At 72.0% G+C, this 13,623-nt stretch carries 9 protein-coding genes and 1 pseudogene; 6 read left to right on the top strand and 4 right to left on the bottom strand.

The genetic code is table 11. From position 1 onward, the window contains the following. Positions 1-76: 76 nt before the first annotated feature. The gene (locus ACFXGI_RS29380; protein ID WP_384712932.1) at positions 77-2,365 is read right to left on the bottom strand and encodes an MMPL family transporter; all 2,289 of its coding nucleotides are present in this window, start codon (positions 2,363-2,365) and stop codon (positions 77-79) included. Positions 2,366-2,496: 131 nt separating this feature from the next. Between ACFXGI_RS29380 and ACFXGI_RS29375 the strand changes: the two genes are divergently transcribed. The 3 genes from ACFXGI_RS29375 to ACFXGI_RS29365 all read left to right on the top strand — a co-directional run bounded on the left by ACFXGI_RS29375 (position 2,497) and on the right by ACFXGI_RS29365 (position 6,009). Next, on the top strand, positions 2,497-3,216 hold the full coding sequence (locus tag ACFXGI_RS29375; RefSeq protein WP_384712929.1) for a TetR family transcriptional regulator: 720 nt from the start codon (positions 2,497-2,499) through the stop codon (positions 3,214-3,216). Positions 3,217-3,389: 173 nt separating this feature from the next. Next, a complete protein-coding gene (locus tag ACFXGI_RS29370) occupies positions 3,390-3,626 on the top strand; it encodes a heavy-metal-associated domain-containing protein (RefSeq protein ID WP_384712926.1) in 237 nt (78 codons plus the stop codon). 97 nt (positions 3,627-3,723) lie between these two features. Beyond that, positions 3,724-6,009 (top strand): heavy metal translocating P-type ATPase, encoded by a 2,286-nt coding sequence (locus tag ACFXGI_RS29365; protein ID WP_384712923.1) that lies wholly within the window; start codon positions 3,724-3,726, stop codon positions 6,007-6,009. 382 nt (positions 6,010-6,391) lie between these two features. Here the strand turns inward: ACFXGI_RS29365 and ACFXGI_RS29360 are convergent, their stop codons facing one another. Both ACFXGI_RS29360 and ACFXGI_RS29355 read right to left on the bottom strand, forming a co-directional pair. Further along, positions 6,392-7,681, bottom strand: coding sequence for a citrate synthase (locus tag ACFXGI_RS29360; protein WP_030161574.1), 1,290 nt, complete (start codon positions 7,679-7,681; stop codon positions 6,392-6,394). A 182-nt stretch (positions 7,682-7,863) separates the two neighbouring features. After that, a complete protein-coding gene (locus ACFXGI_RS29355) occupies positions 7,864-10,110 on the bottom strand; it encodes an ATP-dependent RecD-like DNA helicase (protein WP_384712920.1) in 2,247 nt (748 codons plus the stop codon). 287 nt (positions 10,111-10,397) lie between these two features. Between ACFXGI_RS29355 and ACFXGI_RS29350 the strand changes: the two genes are divergently transcribed. Both ACFXGI_RS29350 and ACFXGI_RS29345 read left to right on the top strand, forming a co-directional pair. Further along, positions 10,398-10,919, top strand: coding sequence for a DUF937 domain-containing protein (locus tag ACFXGI_RS29350; RefSeq protein WP_384712917.1), 522 nt, complete (start codon positions 10,398-10,400; stop codon positions 10,917-10,919). A 52-nt stretch (positions 10,920-10,971) separates the two neighbouring features. Beyond that, positions 10,972-11,469: pseudogene (locus ACFXGI_RS29345) on the top strand (GNAT family N-acetyltransferase); the annotation flags it as partial. Here the strand turns inward: ACFXGI_RS29345 and ACFXGI_RS29340 are convergent. Next, a complete protein-coding gene (locus ACFXGI_RS29340) occupies positions 11,420-12,385 on the bottom strand; it encodes an EamA family transporter (protein ID WP_384712914.1) in 966 nt (321 codons plus the stop codon). The pseudogene ACFXGI_RS29345 and the gene ACFXGI_RS29340 sit on opposite strands and share 50 nt — an antisense overlap. 111 nt (positions 12,386-12,496) lie before the next feature. Here ACFXGI_RS29340 and ACFXGI_RS29335 point away from each other — a divergent pair, with 111 nt between their 5' ends. Next, the gene (locus tag ACFXGI_RS29335) at positions 12,497-13,453 is read left to right on the top strand and encodes a LysR substrate-binding domain-containing protein (protein WP_384712911.1); all 957 of its coding nucleotides are present in this window, start codon (positions 12,497-12,499) and stop codon (positions 13,451-13,453) included. Positions 13,454-13,623: the final 170 nt, after the last annotated feature.

Genomic DNA, 13,623 nt, shown 5'->3' with positions numbered 1-13,623 from the left:
GCGGCCCCGGCGCCGGACGCGGCGCCGGGGCCGGACGCGGCGCCGGGGCCGGGGCCGGGCCCGCAGAAGACACCCCCTAGCGGCTGCCCGCCGGTATGCGGTCCGGCTCGGGGGTCTCCCCCGGCGCCTCCCCCGCCGCCTGCGGCGCCGTCGGCGCGGACTCCCCCTCACTCAGCCCGAACCGCTCGTGCAGCCGCCGCAGCGGGCCCGGCGCCCACCAGGTGGCCCTCCCCGTCAGCTTCATCACCGCCGGTACCAGCAGGCTCCGTACGACCAGGGCGTCCATCAGCACGGCCAGCGCGATCCCGAGCCCCAGCATCTTGGTGTTGGTCACCCGGGAGCTGCCGATGGCCACCATCACCACCGCCAGGATCACGGCCGCCGCGGTGATCAGCCCGCCCGTGCGGACCAGACCGGTCCGCACCGCCCCCTCGTGGTCACCGGTCCGCTCGTACTCCTCCTTGATGCGGGATATGAGGAACACCCCGTAGTCCATGGAGAGTCCGAAGGCGATGCAGAACATCAGCACGGGCAGGGTGGTCTCGATGTCCCCGGTGGAGGTGAAGGAGAGCGGCCCGGAGAGGTGCCCGTCCTGGAAGACCCACACCACCGCCCCGAACATCGCCGTCAGGCTCAGCGCGTTGAGCAGGACCGCCTGGACGGGTATCAGCACGCTCCCGGTGAGCAGGAACACCAGCAGCAGCGTGGCCAGGACCACCAGGGCCAGCGCGGCCGGCAGTTTCTCCGCTATCGCCTTCTGCGCGTCGACGAGGACCGCGGCCTGGCCGGTCACCGCGGTGTCGAAGGGTGCGTCCACCTTCCGCACCACGCCGACGAGGTCCTGGGCCTGCTGCCCCACCGGCTCGCCATCGGTGACCACCGAGAAGTAGGCGTAACCCGGCCGGGCCGGGGAGCCGACCGGCCCGTCCACCCGCACCCCGGGCAGGGCGGCGAGCCGCTCCCGGTAGGCGGCGAGGTCGGCGGGACCGGCCGCGCCCTCGGCCAGCACGGTCAGCCCGGCCCCGGGGCTGCCCGGGAAGCCGTCGCGGATCTGCTGCTGGACCAGGTGCGAAGTGGCCGTCTCGGGCAGCTGCCGGTCGTCCACGGTGCCGAACTTCACCCCGAGGAAGGGCAGCCCGAGGAACAGCAGTCCGGCCGTGGTGGCGATGGCGAACAGCGGGGCCCGGCGCATCACCAGCGCGGTCGTCCGCGCCCAGCCCCGCCCCGTCTCACCCCCGGGGGCCGCGTCCGGCTTCCCGGCGCCCGCCCCGGACCGGCCGCGCCGCAGCCGCCACAGCCGCCGCAGGTCGAAGGAGTTGACCCGCTCCCCGAGGAGCACCAGCGCCGCCGGCAGCAGGATGAGGGCGGCGGCCGCCGCGAGCAGGACCACCGCGACCCCGGCGTAGGCGAAGGAGCGCAGGAAGTACATCGGGAAGAACAGCATCGCCGAGAGCGAGACGGCCACGGTCAGCGCCGAGAACAGCACCGTGCGCCCGGCGGTGCGCAGGGTGGCTCCCACGGCCGCCACCGGATCCCGCCCGGCGGCGAGCTCCTCGCGGAACCTCCGCACGATGAACAGGGCGTAGTCGATGGCGAGACCGAGGCCGAGCGCGGTCGTCAGGTTCTGGGCGAAGACGGAGACGTCGGTGAACTCGGTGAGACCGCGCAGCACGGCATTGGTGCCGAGGATGGCGACTATGCCCACGCCCAGCGGCAGCAGTGCGGCCACGGCGCTGCCGAAGACGATGACGAGCAGGACGAGGGTCACCGGCAGGGCGATCACCTCGGCGCGCAGCAGGTCTTCCTGGATGGTGGTGGTCACCTCGCGCTGGACGGCGACCGGCCCCCCGAGGGAGACGCTCACCGGCCCGTGACCGCCCCGGTAGCGCGGGGCGATCCGCTCCAGCACGGCGGCGCGGGTCTTCTCGTCCCCGAGCACCCGGGCGGCGATGAGTGCCTGCCGGCCGTTCTCGGAGCGCAGCGCGGGCAGGTGAGTGCGCCAGTAGGAGCCGACCCCGGCCACCCCCTGCTCGGAGGCGAGTTGCGCGGTCAGCCGCTCGGCCTCGGCCGCGACGGCCGGATCGTCCACCCCGGCCGCCCCCGGTCCGGCGGCGTCCACCAGCAGGAGGAGGTTGGGCTGGGAGCCCGGGAACTCGCGCTCCAGGACCTCGGCGGCATAGGTGGACCGGGCGTCCGGGTCCTCCCAGCCGCCGCTGCCCATCCGGTCGGCGACGCCGCCGCCCGCGAGGACGGCCAGGGCCGTGACCACGAGGGCGAGCAGCAGCGAGAGCCGCGGCCGGGCCGTGACGATCCGGGTCCACCGTCCGCTCTCCCCTGACGACGGCGGTCTTTTGACTTCGGACATGACTCGGTGTCCCCTTCACCGTGATTGCCAGACAACTTAGACTGGCAAACACGAGCACTCGCTCGCGTTTTCCAAGAATGCGAGCGACCTCTCGCATTTGTCAATCACCCACGGGAAGCGAAGGACGGGACATGCCCGAGAGGCCCCAGGCCGAAAACGCCGCGAAGGCCCCAAAGGCCACCAAGAGCACAGCGGCCGGGATGACGACCGGGAAGACGGCCGAGCGCGCCGCCGAGAAGGCGGCCGCCCCGCGGCGGCAGGCCCGCGGCGAGCGCCGGATCGCCCAGCTCCTGGACGCCGCCGCCAGCGTGTTCTGCCGCACCGGCTACGCAGCGGCCAGCACCAACGCCATCGCCCGCGAGGCCGAGGTCTCACCGGGCACGCTCTACCAGTTCTTCCCGAACAAGGAGGCCATCGCCGTCCACCTGGGCGACGAGCTGCTCCGGCGCGCCCGCGACATGCACGGCCAGGCCTTCCTCCCCGAGAACCTGGACAAGCCCCTGCCCGAGCTGCTCGACGCCGTCCTGGATCCGGTCATCGCCTTCAACTGCGAGAACCCGGCCTTCTGGGCCCTCATGCACGGCTCCGGCATCCCCGGCATCACCCAGGAGCGCGAGGAGCTCCACTCCGGCCTGCTGGAGCGGGTCCAGGGCATCCTGCGCACCTTCTGCCCGGACGGCTCGCCCGAGGAGCTCACCCGCGTCTCCGGCATGGTCCTGGGCATCTTCAAGGCGGCCCTCGACCTGATCCTGGCGAGCGAGGGCGCCGAGCGCGCCGCGTACGTCGCCGAGCTGAAGACCGTACTGCTGCGCTACCTGGAGCCGATGCTCGCCGCCTCCCACCCCCACTGACCCGGAAACCTCTCCGGACACCACTCCGGGCGCCACTCCCGACACCGCTCCGGACACTCGCATTGATACCCCCTAGGGGTATAGTCTTCGGGTGTCGGGAGGACGGTGGAGTGAGAACATCCGCGACACCGCCGCCCCCGGCGACCGGATACGCCCTTGAAGAGGAGAACGACATGACCGCCGAGACGGACACCCAGACCACCACCGTCTACCGGGTGACCGGCATGACCTGCGGCCACTGCGAGGGCGCGGTGACCACCGAGATCTCCGCCCTGCCCGGCGTCAGCTCGGTCAAGGCCGTCGCCGCGACCGGCGAGGTCACCGTGGTCTCCGCCGCCCCGCTCGCCGAGGTGGACGTGCGCGCCGCCGTGGACGAGGCCGGGTACGAGTTCGCCGGCCAGGCCGGCTGAGCGCCCCGCGCCCCTCCTCCTTCGCAGTACCCCGCCGGGCCGTGCCGGCCAGCTGATACTGGTTCCGTACGACCCGGCCCTCCCCCTGGAGCCGGACATGAGCAGCAGCACAGTGCACGACGGGCCCATAGCGGCGGCCGAAGCCGCCCAGGTCGAGCTGACCATCGGCGGGATGACCTGCGCCTCCTGCGCCGCCCGCATCGAGAAGAAGCTGAACCGGATGGACGGGGTCACCGCGACGGTGAACTACGCCACCGAGAAGGCCCGCGTCTCGTACGGGAACGGCGTCCAGGTCGCCGACCTGATCGCGACCGTCGTCAAGACCGGGTACACCGCCGAGGAGCCCCCGCCACCGGAACCGGAGCAGGAACCGGAGACCGGGCGCCCCGAGCCCGGGACCGGGGCCCCGCGCGACCCCGAACTGGCCGCACTGCGCCAGCGGCTGCTGGTCTCGGCCACCCTGGCCCTGCCCGTCGTCCTGCTCTCGATGATCCCGGCCCTCCAGTTCGACAACTGGCAGTGGCTCTCGCTGACCCTGGCCGCCCCCGTGGTCGTCTGGGGCGGCCTCCCCTTCCACCAGGCCGCCTGGACCAACGCCCGGCACGGCGCCGCCACCATGGACACCCTGGTCTCGGTCGGCACGCTCGCCGCCTTCGCCTGGTCGCTGTGGGCCCTGTTCTTCGGCCATGCCGGGATGCCGGGCATGCGCCACGGCTTCGACCTCACCATCTCCCGTTCGGACGGCTCCTCCTCGATCTACCTGGAGGTGGCCGCCGGAGTCGTCGGCTTCATCCTGCTCGGCCGCTACCTGGAGGCCCGCGCCAAACGGAAGGCGGGCGCCGCCCTGAAGGCCCTGCTGGAGCTCGGCGCCAAGGACGTCGCCGTCCTGCGCGGCGGCGCCGAGGTACGGATCCCGGTGGCGCAGCTCGCGGTCGGCGACCGGTTCGTGGTCCGGCCCGGGGAGAAGATCGCCACAGACGGCACGGTCGTCGAGGGCGCCTCCGCCGTGGACGCCTCGATGCTGACCGGCGAGTCCGTCCCGGTCGAGGTCGCCGTGGGCGACTCCGTCACCGGCGCCACCGTCAACGCCTCGGGCCGCCTCGTCGTCGAGGCCACCCGGATTGGCGCGGGCACCCAGCTCGCCCGGATGGCCCGGCTCGTCGAGGACGCGCAGAACGGCAAGGCCGAGGTGCAGCGCCTCGCCGACCGGATCTCCGGGATCTTCGTACCGGTCGTGCTGGTGCTGGCGCTCGGCACCTGGGTCACCTGGCTGCTGATCACCGACGACCCCACCGCCGCCTTCACCGCCGCCGTGGCCGTCCTGATCATCGCCTGCCCCTGCGCCCTGGGCCTGGCCACGCCGACCGCACTGATGGTCGGCACCGGGCGGGGCGCGCAGCTCGGCATCCTGATCAAGGGCCCCGAGGTGCTGGAGTCCACCCGCCGCGTGGACACGGTCGTGCTCGACAAGACGGGTACGGTCACCACCGGCCGGATGACCCTGACCGGAGCCATCCCCGCCGAAGGCGTGGACTCCCACGAGCTCCTTCGCCTGGCGGGCTCGCTGGAGCACGCTTCGGAGCACCCGATCGCCCGGGCGGTGGCGGCTTCGGCCAACGACCTCACCGGGGGGCTGTCGGTCCCGGAGAGCTTCGAGAACCTCGGCGGCCTCGGCGTCCGGGGCGTCGTCGACGGGCACGCCGTCCTGGTCGGCCGCGAGCAGCTGCTGGCGGACTGGTCGATCGAGCTGCCCGCCGGCCTCGCCGAGGCCAAGGCGGCCGCCGAGGCAGCGGGCAGCACCGCCGTCCTGGTGGCCTGGGACGGGGCGGCCCGCGGGGTCCTTACCGTCGCCGACGCCGTCAAGGAGACCAGCGCCGAGGCGGTCTCGCGGCTGCGGGCGCTGGGCCTGACCCCAGTACTGCTGACCGGCGACAACAAGGCCGTCGCCGAGACGGTGGCCCGCGCGGTCGGCATCGACGAGGTGATCGCCGAGGTCCTCCCGCAGGACAAGGTGGACGTCGTACGCCGACTGCAGGCCGAGGGCCGGACGGTGGCCATGGTGGGCGACGGGGTCAACGACGCGGCCGCGCTGGCGCAGGCGGATCTGGGCCTGGCCATGGGGACCGGCACCGACGCCGCGATCGAGGCGGGCGACCTGACCCTCGTACGGGGGGACCTGCGGGTGGCGGCGGACGCGATCCGGCTCTCCCGCCGGACCCTGGCCACCATCAAGGGCAACCTGTTCTGGGCCTTCGGCTACAACGTGGCGGCCTTGCCGCTCGCGGCCGCCGGCCTGCTCAACCCGATGATTGCGGGGGCCGCGATGGCGTTCTCCTCCGTTTTCGTGGTGAGCAACAGCCTCCGGTTGCGAACCTTCCGCTGATGGATCTTCTCCCCAGCTTGACCACACTTTCTTCACGGGAGACGCAGATCACAGTGATTGCAACGTAACCATCCGGCACTGCAGTGGGTCTAATGGGGCGATGCCGGGAACGTCTTGGGGGACGTTCACGGGGGTCTTGGGGGACGTCCGGGGCATCAGCCGGCCGGGACGCGTGCCCAACGGGGTGCTTTGAGCGGCCCTCCCGACCCGTGCGGGTCCCGGCAGACACCCAATCGGAGCGCACCGCGCGTGCGCTCCTCGCCGACACCCCGGCTCGGGTCCCGTGGGGGGAATCCGTTCCGGGGACAGGAAAGCGCCCCGACCGTCGACCCGTGGGGGGATCGACGGCGGGGCGCTTTTCGCTTGCTCGAGGTGCCTCGGGTCAGCGGGCCTCGACCGGGACGAAGTCGCGCAGGACCTCGCCGGTGTAGATCTGGCGCGGGCGGCCGATGCGGGAACCCGGCTCCTTGATCATCTCGTGCCACTGGGCGATCCAGCCGGGAAGGCGGCCGAGCGCGAAGAGCACGGTGAACATCTCGGTGGGGAAGCCCATGGCCCGGTAGATCAGGCCGGTGTAGAAGTCCACGTTCGGGTAGAGGTTGCGCGAGACGAAGTACTCGTCGGCCAGCGCGTGCTCTTCCAGCTTGAGCGCGATGTCGAGCAGCTCGTCGCTCTTGCCGAGCGAGGAGAGGACGTCGTGCGCCGCCGCCTTGATGATCTTCGCCCGGGGGTCGAAGCTCTTGTAGACGCGGTGCCCGAAGCCCATGAGGCGGACGCCGTCTTCCTTGTTCTTCACCTTGCGGATGAAGGCGTCGACGTCGCCGCCGTCGTTCTTGATGCCCTCGAGCATCTCGAGGACGGACTGGTTGGCGCCACCGTGCAGCGGACCCCACAGGGCCGAGATGCCGGCGGAGATCGAGGCGAACATGTTCGCCTGCGAGGAGCCGACCAGACGCACGGTGGAGGTCGAGCAGTTCTGCTCGTGGTCCGCGTGCAGGATCAGCAGCTTGTCGAGCGCGGAGACCACGACCGGGTCCAGGTCGTACTCCTGGGCCGGCACGGAGAAGGTCATGCGCAGGAAGTTCTCGACGTAGCCGAGGTCGTTGCGCGGGTAGACGACCGGGTGGCCGACCGACTTCTTGTACGCGTACGCCGCGATCGTCGGGAGCTTGGCCAGCAGACGGATCGTCGAGAGGTGCCGCTGCTTCTCGTCGAACGGGTTGTGGCTGTCCTGGTAGAACGTCGACAGCGCGCTGACCACGGAGGACAGCATCGCCATCGGGTGCGCGTCACGCGGGAAGCCGTCGTAGAAGCGCTTCACGTCCTCGTGCAGCAGCGTGTGCTGGGTGATCTCGTTGCGGAAAGACGCGAGCTGGTCGACGGTCGGCAGCTCACCGTTGATCAGCAGGTACGCGACCTCGATGAAGGTCGAACGCTCGGCCAGCTGCTCGATCGGGTAACCGCGGTAACGCAGGATGCCCTGCTCACCGTCGAGGTAGGTGATCGCGGACTTGTAGGCGGCGGTGTTGCCGTAGCCGCTGTCCAAGGTGACGAGCCCGGTCTGGGCCCTCAGCTTCGAGATGTCGAAGCCCTGGTCACCGACGGTGCTTTCGACCACCGGGTAGGTGTATTCACCGTCCGCGTACCGGAGTACTACAGAGTTGTCGCTCACGTCATCCCTCACCGACGTAGTGCCTCTTCTTCGAGGTGCCCTGACTGCCTCTACCTTCCCCCATTTGGCGCAGGAGAGTGCACTCGGGGTCGGCCTTTGGTCCTTTTGACGGCACTGAGTGCCTTCAACCTGCTCATCCTGCCCCCTCCACACCGGCGCGGGAACCCAAAATGATCGATCATTTAGGTGATGTTTCCCACCGGTATCCGGCCGGACAGCCTGGGCGCGACCGCCGTGAACCTCCTACCTGCGGAAACGGTACGCACGGCCTGGCCGAGGGCTTTGCGGGACCCGACCAGCACGACCAGCTTCTTCGCCCTGGTCACCGCCGTGTAGAGCAAGTTGCGCTGGAGCATCATCCAAGCCCCGGTGGTGACAGGGATCACCACCGCCGGATATTCACTCCCCTGGGAGCGGTGGATGGTGACGGCGTACGCGTGCGCCAGCTCGTCCAGCTCGGTGAACTCGTAGCCGACCTCCTCGTCCTCCTCCGTGCGCACCGTCAGCCGCTGCTCGTCCACGTCGAGGGCGGTGACCACGCCGACCGTGCCGTTGAAGACTCCGTTGGCGCCCTTCTCGTAGTTGTTCCGGATCTGGGTGACCTTGTCGCCGACGCGGAAGACCCGCCCGCCGAACCGCTTCTCGGGCAGGTCCGGCCGGGCCGGCGTGATGGCCTGCTGAAGCAGTCCGTTGAGGTTCCCCGCGCCGGCCGGGCCTCGGTGCATGGGCGCGAGCACCTGGATGTCGCGGCGCGGGTCGAGTCCGAACCTGGCCGGAATCCGCCGGGCCGCCACGTCCACGGCGAGCCGCCCGGCCTCCTCCGTGTCCTCCTCCGGGAACAGGAAGAAGTCCGGCAGCCCGTCGGTGATCGGCGGCACCCCGGTGTTGATCCGGTGGGCATTGGTGACCACGCCCGACTGCTGGGCCTGCCGGAAGATACGGGTCAGCCGGACCGCGGGGACGGGACCGCCCTCGGCCAGCAGGTCCCGCAGCACCTCGCCCGCGCCGACCGAGGGCAGCTGGTCCACGTCCCCGACGAGCAGCAGGTGCGCACCCGGTGCCACCGCCTTGACCAGCTTGTTCGCCAGCAGCAGGTCCAGCATCGAAGCCTCGTCGACGACGACCAGGTCAGCGTCCAGCGGGCGCTCCCGGTCGTACGCCGCGTCCCCGCCCGGCTTGAGCTCCAGCAGCCGGTGCACGGTGGAGGCCTCCGCCCCGGTGAGCTCCGCGAGCCGTTTCGCGGCCCGGCCTGTGGGCGCGGCGAGCACGACCCTGGCCTTCTTGGCCCGGGCCAGCTCCACGATCGAGCGGACGGTGAAGGACTTCCCGCAGCCCGGCCCGCCGGTCAGGACGGCCACCCGGCGGGTCAGCGCCAGCATCACGGCGTCCCGCTGCTCGGGCGCCAGCTTGGCCCCGGTGCGCCCGGCCAGCCAGCCGAACGCCTTGTCCCAGTCCACGTCCTGGAAGCCCGGCATCCGGTCGTCCTCGGCGTTCAGCAGCCGCCGCACCTGGCCGACCAGTGACAACTCGGCCCGGTGGAAGGGCACCAGGTACACGGCGGTCAGCGGGTCCGGCCCGCCCTGCGGATCCGGTACGGATTCCCGTACGACGCCCTCCGGATCGGCGGCGAGCTCGGCCAGGCATTCGATGACCAGCCCGGTGTCCACCTGGAGCAGCTTGACCCCGTCGGCGATGAGCCGCTCCTCGGGCAGGAAGCAGTGCCCCTGGTCGGTGGACTGGGACAGGGCGTACTGGAGCCCGGCCTTGACCCGCTCGGGGCTGTCGTGCGGGATCCCGACGGCCTGGGCGATCCGGTCGGCGGTCAGGAAGCCGATGCCCCACACGTCGGCGGCGAGGCGGTACGGCTGGTTCTTGACCACCGAGATGGAGGCGTCGGCGTACTTCTTGTAGATCCGGACCGCGATGGAGGTGGAGACTCCGACGCCCTGGAGGAAGACCATGACCTCCTTGATCGCCTTCTGCTCCTCCCAGGCGGCGCCGATCAGCTTGGTCCGCTTGGGGCCGAGCCCGGGCACCTCGATCAGCCGCTTGGGCGCCTCCTCGATCACGTCGAGGGTGTCGGTGCCGAAGTGCTCCACGATCCGGTCGGCGATCTTCGGGCCGATGCCCTTGATCAGGCCGGAGCCGAGGTAGCGGCGGATGCCCTGGATGGTCGCGGGGAGCACGGTGCGGTAGTTCTCCACCGTGAACTGCTTGCCGTACTGGGGGTGGGATCCCCAGCGGCCCTCCATGCGCAGCGATTCGCCGGGCTGGGCACCGAGCAGGGAGCCGACGACCGTGAGCAGGTCCCCGCTGCCGCGGCCGGTGTCGACGCGGGCGACCGTGTACCCGCTCTCCTCGTTGGCGTAGGTGATGCGCTCGAGCACCCCCTCGACCACTGCGAGTTGCACCGCCCCGTTGGTTGTCATGGCACGAAGCTACCGCGCGGCGCCGACAGCCCGTCAGGCCTGTGGACAACCCCCGGGAACCCAGAAGGGGGTCCGGCCTCGCGGCCGGACCCCCTCACGGTTACCCCTCCCGTGTCGGACTTCCCGATCCCCCCAGATCCCTCCCCGGAAGTGCCGACGCACCATACGACCCACTGTCCCGCCCAGGGGTTGCACGCGGAATCGGAACTTTACGTTTCCAATACCTTGGCGGGATTCGCTGCCTATCCGAAGTGCCAGTGAATCACCACAGAAGTAGCGTTTCAGGCATGAGCGAATCTTCATTCCAGGACGACGTGCTCGGCGAGCTGGGCCCGGACCGGCTGAGCGAGATCGCCGGCCTGCTCGGCACCGACGAGTCGGGGGCCCGCGACACCGTCGCGACCACGGTCGGCGCCATGACCGGCGGCCTCCAGGAGAAGGTCGAGGCCGACGACGAGGACGGCGACGAGGTCCGCCAGGCGGTCGCGGAGGCGGCCGAACCCCCGCTGCAGGGCGTGGCCACCCTCGGCGGCGGGCTGCTCGGCGGGGGCCTGATGGCCGGGGTCCTCGCCAAGGTGGGCAAGCCGGTGGCCGCGGCGGTGTCCAAGAAGACCGGCATCCCCGCGGCCACCGTCTCCCGCGTCATCGAGCTGCTGATCCCGGTCCTCCTGGCGGTCTTCGCCAAGCGCGCGGCGGCCGGCAAGGGCGCGGCCGCCGGAGCCCCGGGTGCCGCTCCCGGCGCCGCCCCGGCGGAGGGCGGCGGACTCGGCGACCTGCTCGGCCAGATCCTGGGCGGCGGCAAGAAGTAGCCCGCTACCCTGGGGCTCCATGGAGCCCCCTGCCGACAACTCCCCCGCAGCGGTACGGCTGCGGGACCCCGAGCCCGGGGAGCTGGGCTGGATCGTGCAGCGGCACGGCGCGCTCTATGCCGCCGAGTACGGCTGGAACACCGACTTCGAGGGCCTGGTGGCCCGGATCGTCGCGGACTTCGCCGAGGACCACGACCCGTATCTGGAGCGCGTCTGGATCGCCGAGCTGGACGGCCGCCCGGTCGGGTCGGTGATGTGCGTCCGCGAGGACGGCTCGCCCGGCACGGCGCGGCTCCGGCTGCTGCTCGTGGAGCCGGAGGGCCGGGGCCACGGCGTCGGGTCCCTCCTGGTCGACGCGGTCGTCGCGTTCGCCCGCTCCGTCGGCTACCGCGAACTGGTGCTGTGGACCAACGACGTGCTGACCTCGGCCCGTTCCCTCTACGAGCGCGCCGGATTCACCCTCGTGGCCGAGCGCCCGCACCGCTCGTACGGCGTCAGCCTCACGGGGCAGGACTGGCGGCTGCCGCTGCAGGAGGACTCCCCGCACTGACGGCCGCCGCACCGCCCGCCGCAGCACCGCCGTCCTCCGCCGCCTTCGTACGGGCGCCCGCGCGGGCGGGGGCCAGCGAGGTCATGCCCACCCCGCCGACCAGCAGCAGCGCCGCCACCCAGCGCAGCCCCGAGACGCCCTCGCCCAGGACCAGCGCCGCCGAGGACATCCCGAACACCGGCACCAGGAGCGAGAACGGCGCGACCGAAGAGGCCGGGTAGCGCCTGAGCAGGTGGTTCCAGGCGCCGAACCCGAACACGGTGGACACCCAGGCGACGTACGCGATGACCGCGGCCCCGGACCAGTCCAGCCCGCGCAGCGCGGCCAGGTCGCGCTCGGGCCCCTCCAGCAGCAGCGAGAGGGCGAACAGCGGCAGTACCGGGACGGTGCACACCCAGACCATGAAGTTCAGCGCGTCGGGCGGGGACGCCTTGCGGGTCAGCACGTTGGAGACGCCCCAGCAGGCGGCGGCCGCGACGACCAGGGTGAAGCCGAGCACCGGCCCGGAGGTACCCCCGTCCACGGCGGCGACGGCGATCCCGGCGAGGGCCACGGCCATGCCGGCGATCCGGACCCGCCCGGGCCGCTCGCGCAGGACGAGGGAGGCGAGGACCGCGGTGAAGACGGACTGCACCTGGAGCACGAGCGAGGAGAGTCCGGCGGGCATCCCGGCGGCCATGCCGGTGAACAGCAGGCCGAACTTGGCGATGCCGAGGGCCGTCCCGACCGCGATGATCCACTTCCAGGCGGTCTTGGGCCGGCCGACGAAGAACACGGCGGGCAGCGCGGCGACGAGGAAGCGCAGGGCGGACAGGAGCAGCGGCGGGAAGTGGCCGAGGCCGATCTCGATGACGACGAAGTTGAAGCCCCAGACGGCGGCGACGAGTACGGCGAGTGCGGTGTGAACGGGACGCATGCTTCGAGCATCGGCGCCGTGACCATGTAGCACCAGCGCGGATCTCTTCCGGAATGGTTGAAGCATCGCTTACGGGTGCCTCGCGGCCCGGCGGTGCCTACGATGGGCCGCATGCTCGACCTCTCCCGGCTGCGCGCCCTGCACGCCGTCTCCGTCCACGGCTCGGTCGCGGGCGCGGCGGCCGCCCTCGGCTACACCCCCTCCGCCGTGTCCCAGCAGATCGCCAAGCTGGAGCGGGAGACCCGGACCACCCTGTTGGAGCGGCGCGGGCGCGGGGTCGCGCTCACCGAGGAGGCCCGGCATCTCGCCGAGACCGCACAGGAGTTGCTGTCGATCGTGGAGCGTGCCGAGACCACCCTGGAGGAGCGCCGCGGGCAGCCGAGCGGGCTGTTGAGGGTGGCCGCCTTCGCTTCGGCGGCGCGCGGGCTCATGCCCGGGGCGCTCGCCGATCTCGCGCGCCGGCATCCCGCGCTGGACGTACGCCTCACCGAGGTCGACCCCCACCTGTCGGTGGACCTGGTGGCCCGCGGAGTCACCGACCTGGCGGTGGCCCACGACTGGGACATCGCCCCGCTGCCGGCCCCGGAGGGCGTCGAGCAGGCGGTCATCGGGGACGACCGCTGCGACCTGGTGGTACCGCAGGACCACCCGTTCACGCGGCGGGCGGTCATCCGCCGGGCGGATCTCGGCGGCGAGCGCTGGGTCTGCCAGCCGCCCGGCCGGGTCTGCCACGACTGGCTGATGCGGACGCTGCGCGCCGCCGGGTTCGAGCCCGACATCGCGCACGTGGCCGAGGAGAACCACACCATCGTCGCGCTGGTCGCGGCCGGGCTCGGGGTCGCCGTCGTACCCCGGCTGGGCACGGGGGCGCTGCCGCCGGGGGCGGTGGCCGTGCCGCTGGAACCGGGCCCCGTACGCAGGTTGTACGCCGTGTGGCGGACGGGGGCCGCCCGCCGGCCGGCGATCACCGAGGCCGTACGGACCCTGCAGGAGCACTGGGCGTACGCGGCACCCCTTCCGGGGGACCTCCCGAGTGTCCGCGCCGGCGCGGGCGCGGTGCGGCAGTAGGGTCCGGCCGTGTCGTACCAAGCGTCCCGCAGGTCCTTGCTCACCGCGGCCGCCCTGGCCGCCGTCACGGCCGCCGGGGTGGCCTCGTACGCCGCGGCCGGCGGGCCGGACGGCGAGGGCGGCGGGCCGCGTCCCGCCGGGCCGCACCCCGACGCCGCCCGGCCCGGCGA

Source organism: Streptomyces sp. NPDC059355, from assembly GCF_042752335.1.
GTDB lineage: Bacteria > Actinomycetota > Actinomycetes > Streptomycetales > Streptomycetaceae > Streptomyces.
The sequence above is the reverse complement of the archived record's forward strand: the minus strand, read 5'-3'. Positions and strand labels throughout refer to the sequence as shown.